Source organism: Saccharopolyspora cebuensis, assembly GCF_039542665.1.
In the GTDB taxonomy this organism is placed as follows: Bacteria; Actinomycetota; Actinomycetes; order Mycobacteriales; family Pseudonocardiaceae; genus Saccharopolyspora; species Saccharopolyspora cebuensis.
Genome location: NZ_BAABII010000025.1, coordinates 44,108 through 62,612, shown reverse-complemented (window position 1 = coordinate 62,612; position 18,505 = coordinate 44,108). Strand labels below are relative to the sequence as shown.

Below are 18,505 nucleotides of genomic sequence, written 5' to 3'. Positions count from 1 at the left end.
GCCGTGCTGGCTGGCGGGGGCGTGCCGTGCTGGCTGGCGGGGGCGTGCCGTGCTGGCCCGGAGTTCGCCGTTCAGCAGGTGCGCGAATTTTCGGACCATCTCCACGTGCGTAGAGAACACCCATGACGACGCTCCGCATTCAGGCCCGTTACCCAACCACCTCCACGTGCGTTCAGAACACCGCCGAAAAATTCAGTGCCGCGGCAATGTCGCCCGACCACCTCCTCGTGCGTGGAGAGCACGGCAAGACGAACGAGGTGATCAACCTCGGGATCGGATCACCTCCACGTGTGTGGAGAGCACATCAGGTCGCGCCGTTCCCGGGCGTTGAATGCCGGACCACCTCCACGTGCGTGGAGAGCACTGCAACGGAGCATCGCGTTCGAGATGAAGCGTCGGACCACCTCCACGTGCGTGGAGAGCACGAGGTGCCGGCGGCGCGGCCGCTCGCGCCCTGCGGACCACCTCCACGTGCGTGGAGAGCATAACGGTTCGGGGTTCTCCGGGCTGGGGCTGGACGGACCACCTCCACGTGCGTGGAGAGCACATCACCAGCTCGACCGGGCGATCCGCGACCCACGGACCACCTCCACGTGCGTGGAGAGCACCACCCGTCCTCGGACGGCGCCGGCCCCGTACCCGGACCACCTCCACGTGCGTGGAGAGCACGCCCCCACCGCCGAACACCAGCCGGAACACGCCGGAACACCTCCACGTGCGTGGAGAGCACCGGAGGGTGCGCATCGCCTTGTCGATCGTGGCCGGAACATCTCCACGTGCGTGGAGAGCACTGGTCACGATCGTTCCCACCGACCGATGGGAACGGAACACCTCCACGTGCGTGGAGAGCACCGCTACAGGTGGGGTGGGCTGACCGATGCCTGCGGAACACCTCCACGTGCGTGGAGAGCACGCCGGGGACGGGACCCAGCCCGGCAGGGTGGCCGGAACACCTCCACGTGCGTGGAGAGCACCGCTGGGTGACGCCGAGCTCGTCCTGGACGAGCGGAACACCTCCACGTGCGTGGAGAGCACCCTGGGCAATCCTGATCACGACGCTCGGCCTGCGGAACACCTCCACGTGCGTGGAGAGCACCCGCCCGACGCGCCGATGAGGTCTTCGAACCCCGGAACACCTCCACGTGCGTGGAGAGCACCTCGGCACCGCCGAGAACTGGATGCCGCGGGACGGAACACCTCCACGTGCGTGGAGAGCACGGTCCATCGGGCGGCCGTCCGCTGGTAGGCCGCGGAACACCTCCACGTGCGTGGAGAGCACCGGTCCTCCGACGTCATCTTGACATCGGTGATCGGAACACCTCCACGTGCGTGGAGAGCACGACGACGCGATCCGCGACGGGCTCGCGGCCGACGGAACACCTCCACGTGCGTGGAGAGCACGCTGGTGCAGCGTCGTCACGATCGGTCATGTCCGGAACACCTCCACGTGCGTGGAGAGCACGTCGCGCTCGGCAAGCGAAGCGACGAGAGGAGCGGAACACCTCCACGTGCGTGGAGAGCACGGGAGGCTCGACAGCAGCCCGCCGAGCCCGTACGGAACACCTCCACGTGCGTGGAGAGCACGCGACCTCGCCGCACCGTTCCTGCCCCCGCTCCGGAACACCTCCACGTGCGTGGAGAGCACGGCCGCCGCGAATGGGGCCAGATCGCCGAGCGCGGAACACCTCCACGTGCGTGGAGAGCACGTTCGCCGCGTCCGGTGGGCCGCGCTGTGCGCCGGAACACCTCCACGTGCGTGGAGAGCACGCACGCCCGCGTTTTCCGGTCGTGGCCTGGTCCGGAACACCTCCACGTGCGTGGAGAGCACGAGGTCGTCGAGGGCGGCGGCCCAGCCCGCCCCGGAACACCTCCACGTGCGTGGAGAGCACATGACCTCGGTTTCCTCGGTCAGCCGGGCGTACGGAACACCTCCACGTGCGTGGAGAGCACGTCATCTCGCAGGCCATCTCGGGCTCCACGCACGGAACACCTCCACGTGCGTGGAGAGCACAGGCGACCACGACCATCCCGCTCGCGTCCCGGCGGAACACCTCCACGTGCGTGGAGAGCACCGTACGGCTACTGGTCCCCGACCCGCGAACCCCGGAACACCTCCACGTGCGTGGAGAGCACCCGGTGCCGGATGGTCAGTGCTTCGCTCGGGCCGGAACACCTCCACGTGCGTGGAGAGCACCAGCCTTTTCCCTGGACGCCCGGGAGAGATTACGGAACACCTCCACGTGCGTGGAGAGCACCCGCGTTCACCGTCGCGCACACCCCCCGGGTCCGGAACACCTCCACGTGCGTGGAGAGCACGCGATCACGCCGGATGAACTGGCCGTCTACACCGGAACACCTCCACGTGCGTGGAGAGCACGTGCTAGGGACGTCGAGGGCGATGGCGACGGCCGGAACACCTCCACGTGCGTGGAGAGCACCGTGCGCCAGGGAATCAGACCAGGTGACCGGCCGGAACACCTCCACGTGCGTGGAGAGCACGGCGATCGAGCGGGTCGTTGAGGTGGCTTGCCTGGAACACCTCCACGTGCGTGGAGAGCACAGCAGGCAAATGAGGCTGCGTTTCGGGGCGGCCGGAACACCTCCACGTGCGTGGAGAGCACGAACTGGACCCGGTGCAGCCCGGGAAGTGGCGCGGAACACCTCCACGTGCGTGGAGAGCACTGCGCACGTGCTCACCGGCGCTACTCCTTGTCCGGAACACCTCCACGTGCGTGGAGAGCACGCGTCCAGGGCTTGCGCCACATCACCCGCGCCAGGAACACCTCCACGTGCGTGGAGAGCACGTCCGCTCGATGTCGGCGATGGTCGCCATGCGCGGAACACCTCCACGTGCGTGGAGAGCACCCTTCGCGAGCAGCGGTTTCAGAAGGGCGATTGTTCGTTTTGGTGATCTTGGCATGCGTGGGCGTGTCCGCAGCAGGAGGGGACGCTTTCGTCCCCAGGCGTCTCTGGGTGCCGGAGGCCGTCGGTTGGGATGGTGATCCGTTGTCCGCTGTCGGGATCGTTGTTCCGTTCCTGATGCCTCAGAGCGTCCATCCCCCCTCCGTTACGCCGCGTAGATCCTGAACTTGCCCGCACTGGCGACCGCCTCGTCGTCGGATCACGGGGTGGTGAGTTCAGCCTGCCGGGTGGCTGCGGGATGTGGAGCGCGGTTACTCGTTGGTCGTGTCGTTGTGGACGAGGGTCTCGTGCGCGTGGCGTGCTCGGTTGATGATCTCGGGCCATTGCGGGTGTTCGAGGTAGTGGGCGTCGCTGGCTTCGCCGAGGTTGTCGATCAGTGGTTCCAGTGCTTGGCCGAGGGTGCGCATCGCGTCGACCTCGGTGGGGTGCAGGACCCATCCGACGCGGGGTTCGGGGTCGGGCAGCACGCGCGCGTCGTCGAAGAGGATGTTGACGTTGATCGTGAGGTCGTCGTAGAAGCCTTCGGTCGGGTACTCGTGGCGGATCCAGACGCGTTGCTGGTAGTCGGGGTCGGACAGGCATCCCAGGGCGTCGATGACTTCGGCGCGCATCTCCGGGTAGGTGACCGGTGTTACGGCTGGTTCCACGAGTTCCACTGCTTCCATTCGCTGAGCGGGATGTGGGCCTGATCGGGGTGCTGCTTGATCGAGCCCGGGATGGGCTCGCCGTCGCGGCCGATCACCTTGCCGTTGTCCCGCACGATGACGTGATCGACTTGTTGGGTGGCTTGTGAGTTGTTCGGGTTGCCTTGATCGATCCTAACGCCGTTGCCGGGGTTGTCCGGGTCCTCCCAGCGTTGGCCGACGCCCTTCTTGTTCGCCTGGCCGTCACCCCACTCGCTGGGGAGTTTCTCCTGGACGGCGGGGTCTTCCCACGGCAAGGAGGGCGCGGTCGCGGGTTCGGCGCTATCGGTGTCGATGACTTCGACCTCGTCGTCGCCCGCGGCTTCCGCGCCGAGGCCGCCGACCGAGGCGGCCACCATGCCCGCGCCGACGGCCATGCCCGCTCCGGAAACGTAGTTCAGGGGGACACCGGCGACCGCACCCGCGCCGGTCGCGTCGAGCGCCACGCCACCGGCCATGCCGACCGAACTGACCGCCGTGAGCGCAGCGCCTCCGACCGCACCGGCGACCATCCCGGGATGGTTCAGGGCGGCGTTGCCGAACGAGGCGAGGCCGTTGACCACGGTCGCGGCGGCATCTCCCAGAGCCTCGCCGGCTTCGGCGAGCCAGCTCTGCGCTTCCGGAGCTTTGTCGCGCGCACGGCCGACGACGTCGGCGGCTTGTTCACCGGCCGCGGCGAGCTGGTCCCGGGCGCGCCGCAGCGTTTCCCGCGCTGCCTGCCGCTTGGCTTCACCGGGATCGTGGAAGGCCACCTCGGCGGCCGGTGCCCCTGGCGGTGCCTGCTGCCGGGCCTGCTCCACCGCACGAGCGTGGTCGGCGGAGGCCTGGCGCGTAGCGGCTTCCCCTTCGTTCCACAGCCGGATCGCCTCGCTGGCCTGGCCCTGCGCCCAGGCCAGCGACTCGCTGTACCGCTCCAGCGCTCCTGCCGCGTGGTGGAAGCAGTCGCCCGCCTCCAGCCACCGGATCGGCTCGCCATCGAAGGCCGCCCGGAACTGTTCCGCGGCCTCGCCTTCCCAGCCTTCCGAGCTGTCGATGCGCTTGAGTCCCTCACCTGCTTCATGCAGCGCGTCACCGTAGTCGCGCAGGGATGCGGCAGTGCCTCGCACAGCCTCGGCTCGACCGGGAATCAGTGCCCGCTGGTCATCGGTGGTGCCGAGTTCGGCGGCCATCACTGCGCCGCCGGATCGCCACCGCCGGACCGGCCCACCATGCCCTCGAAACGTGCTCGGGCGGCTTCGTCGGTGTCCCGGTAGGCCTGGAAGCAATGGTCGAGCCGTCCGGAGACCTCTTTCGCGTCCTCGGCCAGATTGCTCACGCCCCGGTTCCAACGGTCGCAGAACTCGGCGGTGATGCCGGCGAGCCGGTCGTGCCCGAATGCCTCAGCAGGGCAGTCGATCTCGCTGACCGCGCGATGGCGCATCGCCTCGACGGTGCTTCGCACACCTTCTGACGCGTCCGCCAATGCCGTCAGGTCGACGCGGAACCCGTCCACCAGGAAAACTCCCGCACTCTCTCGTCGCCAGGCCACGGCAGACGCTAGGGAAGACCTCGTGCAGCCGTGGGACCCGAACAAGGCCTTCGCCTGAATGGAGCAGTCGAGAAGGCGGCCATGTCGGACTTCGGTCCGTAGTACGCGGCGCGGGGAAGACGTGCTCTTCGGCTCGGCCCCTGTGACGTATCGGCACCCTTCCACGAAGTCCCGGCACGACTGGACGGCTGTGCAAAGCGCGGTGCGGCGAGCCTACTGGCCAGGTCGGCGAATACTTCGATGAGTACGGAGAGCATCTTCTCCGGGTAGGGGTGGGCCCGGCGGGGGCGGACCACCTCCACGTGCGTGGAGAGCACGTGCGCATCGACCACGACGAGCTTGCTCTCGACGGACCACCTCCAGGTGCGTGGAGAGCACAGATCCGGCCACCCCATCGGCACCGAACGCGGCGGACCACCTCCACGTGCGTGGAGAGCACCTGGAGCACCGAACCGATCTTCGAGGACGCGACGGACCACCTCCACGTGCGTGGAGAGCACCGAAGCCCGTTCTCGATCCGGCTGAGCGTGCCCGGACCACCTCCACGTGCGTGGAGAGCACCGGAATACCGTCCGGCCGGAGCCGCGATGCGCCGGACCACCTCCACGTGCGTGGAGAGCACAGCGGCCCAGCGCCTCGCGGCGCCAGCAGCAGCGGAGCACCTCCACGTGCGTGGAGAGCACGCTGGAGCGAACCGTGGAAGTCCAGGGCGACGCGGACCACCTCCACGTGCGTGGAGAGCACGAACCGTCGGTCGGATGATCCGCACCCGTGGCCGGACCACCTCCATGTGCGTGGAGAGCACTTCGCCGGGGGCGCGACCCGCAACGGCAAGACCGGACCACCTCCACGTGCGTGGAGAGCACCGCGTCTCCGGGGCCTGGACCGCCACCGTCACCGGACCACCTCCACGTGCGTGGAGATCATCAGCGGGCCGTCCAGCTCGTCGCGCGGCCGCGCGGACCACCTCCACGTGCGTGGAGAGCACTTAACATCCCGCTGCACCATCGCCCGAGCCAGCGGACCACCTCCACGTGCGTGGAGAGCACCTGGGCGCCGAACACGTAGAGCTCACCGAGGGCGGACCACCTCCACGTGCGTGGAGAGCACCGCTTGCTGGCCCCTCGGCGCCGTTTGGCCGCCGGACCACCTCCACGTGCGTGGAGAGCACTCATCCGAGGCGCGAACGACGACGTCCAAGCACGGACCACCTCCACGTGCGTGGAGAGCACGGTGGTTTGCGCCCGCGAATCACTTCCTGCGGACCACCTCCACGTGCGTGGAGAGCACCCGTTCGGCGCGATCCTCGGCGGTGGCATCGCCGGACCACCTCCACGTGCGTGGAGAGCACGTGACGGCCGCGCCGGCGAGGACCTGCAGCCACGGACCACCTCCACGTGCGTGGAGAGCACTCTCGGCGGTCGTAGTCGGGGATCATGTAGATCGGACCACCTCCACGTGCGTGGAGAGCACCACCAGCGGCAGCAGTGGGCGCGGTCTGCGGCCGGACCACCTCCACGTGCGTGGAGAGCACGGTTCGGGCCGGGCGTGAGTCCTGGTGGTTCCCGGACCACCTCCACGTGCGTGGAGAGCACGCAGTCAACGAGCTGCTGAGGTACTACCTCGGCGGACCACCTCCACGTGCGTGGAGAGCACGCGATCACGCCGGATGAACTGGCCGTCTACACCGGACCACCTCCACGTGCGTGGAGAGCACACCCGTTCGGAGGATGGCGCAACTGCACGAACCGGACCACCTCCACGTGCGTGGAGAGCACCCTTCGCGACCTGCGAGTTTAGCCGAGCGATTTCCCGTTTTGAGGCGGCCTGGGGGTCGGGGGCGGTTGCATCTGCGTTCGTTCGGGTGAAGTGGTTGTCGTGTTCGGCGGTTTTGTCGGGGGTGGTGGCTAGCGTCCGGCGGCACGTTGGCAGGACACGTGGGAGGTCGTTGGTGGTCGGTCCGGGGGCCGTGGTGGATCTTCGGCTGTGGGGCAAGGAGCGCGGGCTGGGTGGTGCACGGTATCCGCTGGCGTGCCACGGGTTGGACGCGGCGGCTGCGGTGCGGGCGTTGTGGCACGGTTTCGTGGCTCCTGGGATGCGGGAGCGGCTTGCCGCGGCGGTAGGGGTGCCGGAGTCGGAGGCGTGCGCGCTGTTCGAGTTCTGGGCCGCGCTGCACGACATCGGGAAGGCGAGCCCGTCGTTCGTCTGCCAGTTGGAGATGGGCGAGGAGTTCCCGCCGGACGTTCCCGAGGTGCGGCTGCGGCATGACGTGGCGGCGCACCTGTGGCTGCCGAGCGGGCTGGAGCGGATCGGGTATGCCCGCAAGCGTGCGACCTCGGTCGGGCGGAGGGTGGCGCAGTTGCTGGGCGGTCACCACGGCACCTTCCATGCTTTCGAGGGCAGGAACCTTCGGCCGGAGTCTCTGCCCGAGCTGGGTTTGGGGCGGGCTCCGGTGTGGGAGGCTGAGCGGACGGCGTTGGTGGGCGTGCTGGCCGGGGTGCTGGCTCCGCCGAGTCCGGCGCGGTTGCCGCCGATCGACGCTGCGGTGCTCGCCGGGCTGGTGGTGCTGGCGGATTGGCTGGTCAGCCAGACCGGGTTCGTGCGGTCCCAGCTCCCCCGCGTGCCGCAGGTCGGGGATGTGTCCTCGTTGCGGACGTTCTTCGACGGGTCGCTGGAGCCCGTCCGGGCGCTGGTGGAGCGGGCCGGGCTGTCGCGGACGCACCTTCGGGACGGCGCGTTCGCGGAGGAGTTCCCCGCCTTCTCGCCGAACGCGCTGCAGGCCAGCATCGCCCGCGAGCTCCCCGGTCTGGTGACCGGGCCGGGGTTGTTGATGGTGGCGGCGCCGATGGGGTTCGGCAAGACCGAGACCGCGCTGCACGCGGCGCGGCTGATGGGCCAGGCAGCCGGGACGTCGGGGTTGTTCGTGGCGTTGCCGACGATGGCCACGGCGGACCAGATGTTCAGCCGGGTGGCCCGCTACCTGTCGCGTCGCGGTGAGGGCGAGACGAGCCAGGCGTTGTTGCACGGCATGGCGTGGTTGAGCCCGGTGGAGGAGATCCTCGCCGGCGCCCGGGCTGCCGAGGGCATTTCCAGCGATGAGGAGTCCCGGGTCAGCTTCGCGGAGTGGCTGCGCGGGGCGAAGCGGGGCCTGCTCGCCGGTGTCGGGGTCGGCACGATCGACCAGGCGCTGCTGGCGGTGCTGCCGGTGCGGCACAACGCCCTGCGGATGTTCTCGCTGGCGGGCAAGACGGTGGTGATCGACGAGGTGCACGCCTTCGACACCTACATGCGCGGATTGCTCAAGGACCTGCTGAGCTGGCTGGGCGAGCTCGGCGTGCCCGTGGTGCTGCTCTCGGCCACGCTGCCCCGCGTGGTCGCCGACGAACTCGTCGCCGCCTACACCGGCCAGCCAGCCGCCGCTGATGCTGCGGTGCCCTACCCGGGCTGGCTGTACGTCGAGCGCGGCGGCACGCCGGAGCTCCAGCCGGTGCAGTACCCGGCCGACCGGCGCCGGCCGGTCGAGGTCAAGCTCCGCGGGGTCGCGCAGGACGCGGAGAAGCAGGTGGACCGCGTGCCGGTGCTGCGGGAGGTCCTGGCGCCGGTCGCGGAGGACGGCGGCTGTGCGGCGGTGATCTGCACCACCGTCGCTCACGCGCAGGGCACCTATACCGGCCTGCGCGAATGGGCTCGCCACCACGGCGTGCAACTGCTCCTGCTGCACTCCCGGTTCCCCGCGCGCCAGCGGGAGCGGATCACCCAGCAGGTCCTGGGCCTGTTCGGCAAGCCCGGCGACGCCACCCACGGAAACCGTCCTTTGAGGACGGTGCTCGTGGCGACGCAGGTCGTCGAGCAGAGCCTGGACCTGGACCTGGACCTCGTGGTCAGCGACCTCGCACCGATCGAGCTGCTCCTCCAGAGAGCAGGTCGTCTCCAGCGCCACCCCGACTGGGACGTTCACCGCCCGGCCTGGGCCGACCCTGCCCGTGGCGGGAACCGGCGCCTGGTGGTGCTCACCGCTCCCGACCAGGACGTGCGCAAGATCCCCCGGGTGTGGAGCTACATCTACCCCCTCGCCAGCCTCGTCCGCGCCCACAGCCTGATCAAGCTCCACGAGCATGCCCCGATCCGCATCCCCGAAGACGTCCAGAACCTCGTCGACCGCGGCAGCTCTGGGATCTTGCCGGACTTCGACGACGAACTGCTCTGCGGCTTCGCCGAGGCGGAACTCCAACGCGCCGCGGGCTGCATGGTCGAAGCCAAAACCGCCAAGCGGTTCAGCATCGGCACCAGCAGCGAATTCCGCAACCTCGCCGGGCTCTCCGCCGAGCAGATCGACGAGGAGCGCGCCACCACCCGCTTCAACGCCGACTCCGAACGTGTCCTGCCGTACTTCCTCCGCCCCGATGGTGAGATCCGGCTCGGCAGCCCGGACGGCGAACCGCTGCCCGTTCCCGCCCGCGACCGGCTCACCCGCGAGCAAGCCGTCGCCATCATGCGCCACTCCATCCCCGTGCCGGGCTCCCTCATTCGCGGCCGCGACGACCGGCACCTGCTCCCGAAGCCGTGGCGCGACCTCTGGCCGGTCAGCGACCTGGTTGCCCTACCGCACCGCGTCGACCCCGACGGCCGGGTGCGCCCGGTGCAGGTCGGAGACCGTGAGCTCCTGCTCGACCCGGATTTGGGCCTTCAGGGGTGACCCGGTGAACATGGGCAATGACCGTATGGATATAGTCTTCCGCATCCGACGAACGATCATGCGAGCAGCAGTCTTCATTAAAGGTCCTATAGCTGGTGAGTCGCCCGATCGAGCCGGTGGTGCGGGCAGCGATGCCGACTCGGCTGGGGTGCCTGTTCTGCCCGGTGTTCCCGAACGCGCACCTGCCTTGTTCGCCTAGTCGGGCAGGTCGTTCAGGCTCCCCAGCGACCTCCACGTACGTGGAGAGCACCGACTGGAATTCGTTGTTTTCGAGCGGCAGTCGGACCACCCCCACATGCGTGGGGAACTTTCCCAGTCTAACTGTCCATTTTGTCCTTACGTTGTGAGGAGTGGTGCGGGATGCCGCCGAGCTTCGACTTGGCCGAGCGCGGGTTCTGCCGGGTGCGGTGGCGACCGGGCCGCGCGCCCGCTGACCCCGATGCGCTGGTGGGTTTCCGCGAGCTGCTCGTGCGGGCGCCGGACATCGAGGATGTGGAGGTGCCGCATCCTCCGGCGTTGGCCGGGCTCCTGCGGGTGCTGTACGTGCTTACCGCGCGCGTGACAGAGCTGGACAAGGTGTCCGAAGCCAATGACTGGGATGAGGCGCGCGAGGCCGCCTTGGAGCGCGGCGGGTTCGACACCGATGCGATCAGCGAGTACTTCGCGGAGTACGCGGGGCGGTTCGAGCTGTTCCACACCGCTGCGGGGGAGCGTTCGCCGTTCTGCCAGGACCCGCGTCTGCTGGAGCAGTGCCGCACGTCCAAGGGCGAGCCGACGAGTTCCGGGGTGAACAAGTTGATGCTCGGGCGGGCTGCTGGTCAAGGGTTCGTGTGGCAGTCGCACACCGTGGACGCCGATCCCCGTCCGGTGCCGGTGCCGGATGCGGTGTTCGCGATGCTGGCGTGGTTGTACTTCGGTGTCCCGGGCCGGTGCACGCCGCGCCGGGTCGGTGCGCAGAGCGCGGCGGATACCGGTGCGGGCCCGCTGCGGGGGACGGTGTCGTTCCACCCGTTCGGGGAAAGCTTGTTCGAGACATTGCTGCTCGGGGTGCCCTATGCGCCGGGGTCGGGTCCTGCGGTGTGGGAGGACGAACTGCGCGATCCGCTGGGCGTGCCGCCCGGAGGTGAGGGGATCGGGGCGCTGCTGGCCGGCCGGTTCCGGCACGCCCTGCTGCTGGAGCCGACCGAGTCCGGGCAGGCGGTGGCCGACGCGCGGATCACCTGGGCGTGGCGCGTCCCGCACGGACCCGACCAGGACCCGTACCTGATCTACCGGCCGGGCAAGGAGCCCGGCGCGCCGCCCTACCCACAGGCGGCGCAGTCGGACCGAGCGGTGTGGCGGGATCTGGACTGCCTGCTCGGTGAGCACGACGAGGCCAAGCAGCCCGCGGTGTTCGAGGGTCTGGGCGATCTGATGGACGCGCAGGAGCGCACGCTGCGGGTCAAGGCGCTGGGCTTCGACCAGGACCGCAGCCAGGCGAAGGACCGGCAGTACTTCGCCGGCGCGACGTCGGCGAAGTCCGAGCTGTGGCAGCAGGTCAGTCCGCAGCACTGGGGGCGGATGCGTCGAGCGAGGGAGGCGGCGGAGGACCGCGGTCGGCATCTGCGAGGCGCGTTGTCCTACGCCTGGCGGGAGCTCGCCGGGGCCTCGAAGCCGTCGCGGGCCCGCGACGGTGGGGTGCGGTGGCTGCACACCGGGATGGCCCGCTACTGGGACGCGGCGGAGAAGGTCTTCTGGAAAGCCGTCGAGCCCGAGGTGCCGCCGCCGTGGAGCGTGGTGAACCGCTACATCGAGGTCGCGGTCCAGGCCTACGACGAGGTGACGCGCAGCGCGGCGCGCACTCCGCGCGACGTCGAGGTCCTGGAGCGGCACCGGCGCCGGTTGTGGACCGGCTTCGAAGCAGACGCAGGGGATGAGGAACGAGGAGCAGACCATGGGTGAACGACCAGCACAGCTCCGCGAGCAGGCGGCGGCGATGGTGCGACATGTCGGGAGCGAGGTGCTGCACGCCCCGGCACAGCGCGCGGCGGTCCGCGCGGCACTCGGCCACACCCCGGGCGAGCCGCGCACCTTCGGCGCGTACCGGGAGATCGGTGCGTTCCTCCCCGAGAAGCCCCGGTTCGCCGAGGAGCGAGCGTTCCTGGCCGTGGCGGCGATGATGTGCGCTCAACCCGCCAGCAATCGCCAGCAGGACATCACCGCCGCCCGCGGGTCCGACGCCGAGCCTGGCGAAGACGACGGAGAGGCGGACACCGAGGCCGCCGCTTCGCTGGGGGCGTCCTGCGCGACCGCGGTCCGCGACAAGCGGATCGCCGAGAAGACCGTGGAGTCCCGGCTGCACCTGCTGTGCCGCGTCGACGCCGACGGCGCACACCGCCAGCTGCCCCGGCTGGTGCACCACCTGCGCGGCGTCGGTGTCCCCATCGACTGGGCCGCGCTGATCGACGACCTCGCCCGCTGGGACCACTCCCGGCAGCGCATCGCCGCGCGGTGGATGCGCGACTTCTACCGGGACAAGAACCAGACCCGCAAGCCCGACGAGAACACTCCGGAGGACCCGTCATGACCACGCCCGCCTTCCTCGACATCCACGCAGTCCAGGCCCTGCCGTTCGCCAACATCAACCGAGATGATCTTGGTGCGCCGAAAACGGTGGTGTTCGGCGGGGCCGAGCGCACCCGGGTGTCCAGCCAGAGCTGGAAGCGCATGATCCGCAAGCACGTGGAGGAGCAGGTCGGGGAGCGCACCGTGCGCACCCGCCGCGTGGTGCGCGGTGTCGCCGAGCGCCTGAAGGCCCAGGGCTGGGAGGACGCGGAGGCCGAGGCCGCGGGCATCCAGGTCGCGGTCTCCGCGGGCGGCAAAGGCATCAAGCTGGAGTCCGACAAGGACGACGCGGACAAGGTCGTGCTGACCACCAGCGTGCTGCTGTTGCTGCCCGAGGCCGGGATCGATGAGCTCGCCGAGCTCGCCGCGGCGCACCGGGAGGTGATCCTCGCCGAGGCCAAGCGGGCGAAGAAGCCCACCGACGTCAAGGCGAAGCTGCCCACCGACGAGGTGGACGCGATCCTGAGCCGCCGAAGCGGCACGATCAACCTGTTCGGGCGCATGCTCGCCGAACTGCCCGGCGCCAACGTCGACGGCGCGGTGCAGGTGGCCCACGCCTTCACCACGCACGGCACGCAGGTCGAGTACGACTTCTTCACCGCCGTCGACGACGTCGAGAAGGCCCTGGAGATCCCCGGCAGCGGGCACATGAACACCGGCATGTTCAGCGCCGGCACCTTCTACCGCTACGCCAACATCAACCTCACCGACCTGGCCCGCAACCTCGACGGCGACACCGACCTCGCCGCCAGCCTCGTGACCGGATTCCTCGACGGGTTCATCAACACGGTCCCGACCGGGAAGCAGACCGCCACCGCCCCGACCACCCCGCCGGACCTCGTGCACATCGCCGTGCGCGACGACCGGCCGGTGTCGATGGCCACCGCGTTCGAAGCTCCCGTGTGGGGAAATCGGGGACATCTGGTCACGTCCGTGCAGCGGCTGCACACCCACGCCGAAGCCCTCAACCGGCTTCTCGGCCAGGCCCACCGGCTGCTCGGCGGCCACATCGCCGCCCCACCCGCTTTCGGCAGCGAGGAGCCCCAGCCGTTGGGGGCGTTCGGGGACCGGCACGAGTCCTACGACGACCTCGTGCACGCCGCGGTGGCCGGCGCCTACCCCGAGGCCGCGCGGTGAGCGGCTTGCTGCTGCGCCTGGCCGGACCGTTGCAAAGCTGGGGCGAACGCAGCACCTTCGACCTGCGCGACACCGCGGGCTTCCCGACCCGCTCCGGGTTGATCGGACTCCTGGCGTGCACCCTCGGCCGCCGCCGCGGCGAGCCGCTCGACGACCTCGCGACGCTGTCGTTCACCATCCGCGTGGACCGGCCCGGCGTCCGTCTGATCGACTACCACACCACCGGCGGGGGCCTGCCGCCCGGCGCGAAGGTCCCCACCGCCGACGGCAAGGGCCGCCCCTCCGGCAAGGGCACCGTGCAGACCTGGCGCGAGTACCTCTCCGACGCGGTGTTCACCGTCGCCGTCACCGGCCCCGACGAAGTGATCGAACGCGCCCAGGACGGGTTGCGCCGCCCGCACTGGCAGCCGTACCTCGGGCGACGCTCCTGCCCACCGGACGCGCCGCTGCTGCTTGACCGGCCCTGCGACGACCCGGTCGCCGAGCTGCGTCGCGTCCCCCTCGCCCGCCGCGTGCGCGGCGCGGCCGACGTCGAGGTGGACTTCCTGCACCCGCACGGTTCACCGGACGAGGTGCACAGCGAGGTCCACGACGTGCCGACGACGTTCACCACCATCGACCGCGCCTACCGGTCCCGCCCGATCTGGCGCAGCACCGAGCACCTGCCCGCCGCCCTCGGCGTCACCGACTTGGCCGACTACACCCGCCGACTCGCCGACTACCTCCACGGAGTCACCGCATGACCGACACCTGGCTCGTCGCGATCACCGTGAACCCCCGGCGCCGCCTGTGCAGCGGCGGCAAGCTCGACGGCCACGCCCTGCACCGCGAACTCATGCGCCTGGCCCCCGACGACCTCGGCGAGCGCCCTCGCCACCAGGCGGGGCTGCTCTACCGCGCCGAGCGCGCCGACCGAGACCTGCGAGTGCTCGCCCAGCTCACCTGCGAACCCCGCGTCCACGCGCTCGCCGACGGCTTCGCCCTCCAGGTGCAGCAGCGCCGCCTCACCCCGCTGCTGGAGGCGCTGCGTCCCGGCGCCCGGGTGCACTACCGCATCGACGCCAACGCCACCAAACGCCACGGCAACCAAGCCCCGGCCCACAAGCGCGGGAAACTCGCGAACCTGCACGGCGCCGAGGCCGACCTGTGGTGGCTGCGCAAAGCCACCGAAGCCGGCCTGCACCCCCTCCAAGTGCGCGCCACTCCGCAATCCGACGTCCTCGGCCCCGCGACCCGCAGCAGGAAAATCCCGACGGAAGACGGCGAGTCCTACTCCGCCGTCCACGGCGTCACCCGCTTCGAAGGCATCGGCATCGTCACCGATCCCGACAAGCTGCGCCACGCCGTGACCACCGGCATCGGCCGCGCCCGCACCTACGGCTGCGGCCTGCTCAGCCTCGCCCCCGCCGTCGAGGAGTCCCCATGACCACGGGCTTGCCCCAACCACGACGGCTGCTCACCGCACCGACCGTGGCCATGCTGCCGCGCGTCGCCGACTCGCTGTCCTTCCTCTACCTGGAGAACGTCCGCGTCAACCAGGACGACACCGGCGTGTGCGCCACCGTCGACAACCACGAGGGCACCACCCGCGTGTACCTGCCCGTCGCAGCGATCTCCTGCCTCCTGCTCGGCACCGGCACCTCGGCCACCCAACCCGCGATGGCCACCTGCGCCCGCCACAACACCACCGTGCTGTGGACCGGCGCGGGTGGCGTCCGCCTCTACTCCGGCGCCCAGCCCAGCGACCTCACCACCACCTGGATCGAACACCAAGCCCGCGCCTGGGCCGACGACACCAGCCGCCTCGCCGTCGCCGCCCGCATGTACGAGAAGCGCTTCGGCCTCCCCGTGCCCGAAGGCACCAGCCTCCAACGCCTCCGCGGCCTCGAAGGCCAACGCATGAAGACCCTCTACCACTCGCTGGCCCAACGCCACAAACTCCGCGGCTTCCGCCGCAACTACGACCCCGCCAACTGGGACGACCTCAACCCCGTCAACCAAGCCCTGTCAGCGGCCAACACCGCCCTCTACGGCACCGTCCACAGCGCCATCCTCGCGCTCGGCTGCTCACCGGCCCTCGGCTTCATCCACAGCGGCAAGCAGCACTCCTTCGTTTACGACATCGCCGACCTCTACAAGGCCGACCACACCATCCCGCTCGCCTTCGCCCTCAACAAGAGCACCCAACCCGACCGCGACGCCCGCATCCGCCTGCGCCGCGACTTCCACCTCTACCGGCTGCTCCCACGCATCGTCACCGACATCCAGCACCTGCTCGACCCCGCCCGAGCAGCCGACCCCGAAGCCGACTCACCCGACGAAGTCGAACTCGTCCACCTCTGGGACCCCGACCTCGGCCCCATCAACGCCGGCGTCAACCACGCCGACGAACTCATCGAGGACTGACCCGGCCATGCCCAACCTCGTGGTCATCTCCACCACCGCCGTCCCCGACTACGTCCGCGGCTCCCTAACCCGCGGCGGGACGGTATCGTAGGAGCGCACGGGGCGCCGATCGATCACGCTCGGAGAGTAACGATGCGGACTGCAGGTGCATCTGGTGCTGGATGACCTCGACACGATGAAGGCCCAGGCGAAGCGCATACTGCGCTTGGGCCTTCTTCCTGGGTGCGCCGGGCCTTACCGCCATCGACGGCGTCATGCAGCCGCTGGCTGGCCGTTCCAGGTGAAGGCAGTGAATTCCGCTGAGTCAAGCGACATGATCGTCTATGCTTTGGGTGCTTCGCCGACGTGCTGGCAAGTCGGGCGGTAGCGGAACTCAGCGCGCACCAGGACAAGAGATGACCGAGGACACACGGCCCGATCAGATGCGGAACCACTTGAGCGGGAAGGCGAAAAACGTTGTTCAAGCTGGTCATCTTTATGGTGATGTCTACTTCCATGAGGCCATGCCGCATCCCCGCGATTTGGCCCTGCATGACTTGGCCAGTGCTGTCCAGAACCACTGGCATGAGGAGGCCGCGCATCGAGGCCTGCTCGATCCCGCACCACTTGCGGTGGCGTGGACAAAAACAGGCGAACCGATCGCGGACCACGCGAGCAACATCGAGGGTTCGTTTTGCGGACGCGCTGATGATTTGACTGGATTGGCGAGGTCGTTTCGAAACTTGCCGCGCCGTCGCCTGGTAGTGCTCGGCGGCGGAGGCGCAGGAAAGACAACGTTGGCGATCTTGCTGGTATTGGCGTTGTTGAAGGACGTCGAACCGCGAGAGCCCATTCCGGTGATGGTGTCAATCGCATCCTGGGATCCACACCAGGAGCATTTGCATACTTGGCTGGTTCGCCGGTTGGAAGAGGAGTACCCTGGTATACGTCGGCTCGGCCGTAAGACGCTGGAAGCACTTGTTTCAGAACGTCAGGTTATTCCCGTGCTCGACGGCCTGGATGAAGTTCCAAGGATTCAGCAAGCATCGGTTTTAACCACGCTCAACCGATCGTTGACCGCTCACGATCCTCTTGTTCTGACGTGCCGCACAGCGGAGTACACAGCGGCAGTGCATGCCGGCGACGTCTTAAGTGCCGCAGCGATCGTGCGTGCAGAACCCGTGGTACCTGAAGCTGCAGTCGCTTATTTGCATGCAGGCACGCCACCGTTCCGGGCTCATCAATGGGAACCGGTTTATGACCAGATCAGGGCAGAGACTGGTCCGGTCGCCGAGGCATTCAGCAGTCCCTTGATCATCTCTCTGGCCAGAACGATCTACGCTCGCTCGGCATCGTCCCCTGCAGAGCTACTAGACACTGGTCGTCTCAGCACAGGATGGTCCGTTGAGCACTTTCTGCTCGGCGCTGCCGTGCCCTCCTCGTACGAAGACTTTCTGGCCCCAGCGACGCCGGGTCCCAATTCTAAGAAGGTAGGGTATGAACCTGGGAGAGCCGTCATGTGGTCGACCTTCATCGCTCACCACCTATACTGGCTCAATACCCGGGATTTCGCGTGGTGGCAACTGAAATACGCCGTGCCGAGATTTGTGTTCGGTGTCGCAGGTGGAGCTCTGACCACACTTATTCTCTTTCCTTTGCTGGCGCTCGGATTTGCTGACGGGAACGTCGGTCCGGACTATTTGAAAGCTTCACTTGGGCTTACCATTTTTTCTGCATACGGTTTGTCGGCTTGGTCGGTAATTAGGTCCCGTCGGCCAAAATCACCCCACCGAATACTTGCTCGACCGAGCCGAGGCTCTACGTCGTCGCGAATTTCTCTACTGCGCGGTTTGGTTCGGATAGTTCTCCTGGTGACGTTTTCGCTTTGGCTGTTAATTGCGTCGGTCGCGTTTATGCCGTCGTGGGTGCTTACGATACTCTTGCTGTTGCCGACATTTTCGCTTTCGGTTCTGCCCTGGTTGCCGCCGAAGGTTAGGCGATTCGTTGGTTGGCCTATTGGAAAGCTTTGGATGCGCATTACTCGTGGTTTGTGGAGTCCGGTCGCTGATTTGGACGTGACCAACCCGAGAAAATTGCTCCAAAGCGACAAGTCTGTCGCGTTATTGGTGTTTTTCGCGTTTCCGGTTGCTATGGCTGCCTTCCCTGCGTTGCTCATTTTCATCGATGTGGTCATCGCGCATTCAGACCCCTCTGGCAGTTATTCGGTCAGTCATTTTAGCTTTTCCGACTGGGTCGTGATGCCCGGGATTGGCGCCACCATAGGAACAGGTTTTTTGCTGGACTCCGCGTGGTGGAACTTTGTTGTAGCGCGCCTGTGGTTATGGCTGCGAGGACGCTTGCCGTTGCGGCTCATGCGATTCCTCGATGATGGCCGTGAACGCCAAGTCTTCCGTCAATCCGGCACGGTGTATCAGTTTCGCCATGCCCGCCTGCATGACCGGCTACTTCATGGCTAGCGGCATTTCCTTTTGGCTTCCGTCGCGCACGCGCCTTCAGGTGAACGTTAAGATTCTTTGTCGAACCGACGTA

At 68.3% G+C, this 18,505-nt stretch carries 11 protein-coding genes and 2 CRISPR repeat arrays; of the genes, 8 read left to right on the top strand and 3 right to left on the bottom strand.

Annotation, left to right across the window (positions count from 1 at the left end; all coding sequences use genetic code 11):
* Nucleotides 1-213 precede the first annotated feature (213 nt).
* Nucleotides 214-2,865: direct repeats of the CRISPR family, unit length 29 nt; unit sequence CGGAACACCTCCACGTGCGTGGAGAGCAC.
* Nucleotides 2,866-3,173: 308 nt separating this feature from the next.
* From ABD976_RS28160 to ABD976_RS28150, 3 genes are read right to left on the bottom strand one after another with little or no spacing between them, the layout of a single operon-like run.
* Nucleotides 3,174-3,569 carry an SCO4402 family protein gene (locus ABD976_RS28160; protein ID WP_345368100.1) on the bottom strand — a complete coding sequence of 132 codons (396 nt, stop codon included), beginning with the start codon at nucleotides 3,567-3,569 and terminating at the stop codon, nucleotides 3,174-3,176.
* Nucleotides 3,554-4,774: a putative T7SS-secreted protein gene (locus ABD976_RS28155; RefSeq protein ID WP_345368099.1), complete on the bottom strand. Its 1,221-nt coding sequence runs from the start codon at nucleotides 4,772-4,774 to the stop codon at nucleotides 3,554-3,556. The genes ABD976_RS28160 and ABD976_RS28155 overlap by 16 nt, the downstream gene beginning before the upstream one ends.
* On the bottom strand, nucleotides 4,774-5,097 hold the full coding sequence (locus ABD976_RS28150; RefSeq protein WP_345368098.1) for a hypothetical protein: 324 nt from the start codon (nucleotides 5,095-5,097) through the stop codon (nucleotides 4,774-4,776). The genes ABD976_RS28155 and ABD976_RS28150 overlap by 1 nt, the downstream gene beginning before the upstream one ends.
* Nucleotides 5,098-5,421: 324 nt before the next feature.
* Nucleotides 5,422-6,911: direct repeats of the CRISPR family, unit length 29 nt; unit sequence CGGACCACCTCCACGTGCGTGGAGAGCAC.
* Between the two features lie 173 nt (nucleotides 6,912-7,084).
* Here ABD976_RS28150 and cas3 point away from each other — a divergent pair.
* The 8 genes from cas3 (at nucleotide 7,085) to ABD976_RS28110 (ending at nucleotide 18,432) form a co-directional block, all read left to right on the top strand.
* The gene (gene cas3 / locus ABD976_RS28145) at nucleotides 7,085-9,829 is read left to right on the top strand and encodes a CRISPR-associated helicase Cas3' (protein WP_345368097.1); all 2,745 of its coding nucleotides are present in this window, start codon (nucleotides 7,085-7,087) and stop codon (nucleotides 9,827-9,829) included.
* Between the two features lie 360 nt (nucleotides 9,830-10,189).
* Nucleotides 10,190-11,770, top strand: a complete 1,581-nt coding sequence (gene casA, locus ABD976_RS28140; protein ID WP_345368096.1) for a type I-E CRISPR-associated protein Cse1/CasA — start codon at nucleotides 10,190-10,192, stop codon at nucleotides 11,768-11,770.
* Nucleotides 11,763-12,395, top strand: coding sequence for a type I-E CRISPR-associated protein Cse2/CasB (gene casB / locus ABD976_RS28135; protein ID WP_345368095.1), 633 nt, complete (start codon nucleotides 11,763-11,765; stop codon nucleotides 12,393-12,395). Before casA ends, casB begins: the two co-directional genes overlap by 8 nt.
* Nucleotides 12,392-13,570 carry a type I-E CRISPR-associated protein Cas7/Cse4/CasC gene (cas7e, locus tag ABD976_RS28130; RefSeq protein WP_345368094.1) on the top strand — a complete coding sequence of 393 codons (1,179 nt, stop codon included), beginning with the start codon at nucleotides 12,392-12,394 and terminating at the stop codon, nucleotides 13,568-13,570. Before casB ends, cas7e begins: the two co-directional genes overlap by 4 nt.
* Entirely contained in the window at nucleotides 13,567-14,313 is a 747-nt protein-coding gene (gene cas5e, locus ABD976_RS28125) for a type I-E CRISPR-associated protein Cas5/CasD (RefSeq protein ID WP_345368093.1), read from the top strand. Before cas7e ends, cas5e begins: the two co-directional genes overlap by 4 nt.
* Entirely contained in the window at nucleotides 14,310-14,996 is a 687-nt protein-coding gene (gene cas6e, locus ABD976_RS28120; RefSeq protein ID WP_345368092.1) for a type I-E CRISPR-associated protein Cas6/Cse3/CasE, read from the top strand. The genes cas5e and cas6e overlap by 4 nt, the downstream gene beginning before the upstream one ends.
* Entirely contained in the window at nucleotides 14,993-15,976 is a 984-nt protein-coding gene (gene cas1e, locus ABD976_RS28115; RefSeq protein WP_345368091.1) for a type I-E CRISPR-associated endonuclease Cas1e, read from the top strand. The genes cas6e and cas1e overlap by 4 nt, the downstream gene beginning before the upstream one ends.
* 395 nt (nucleotides 15,977-16,371) lie before the next feature.
* On the top strand, nucleotides 16,372-18,432 hold the full coding sequence (locus tag ABD976_RS28110) for an NACHT domain-containing protein (protein ID WP_345368090.1): 2,061 nt from the start codon (nucleotides 16,372-16,374) through the stop codon (nucleotides 18,430-18,432).
* The last annotated feature ends 73 nt before the right edge of the window (nucleotides 18,433-18,505 follow it).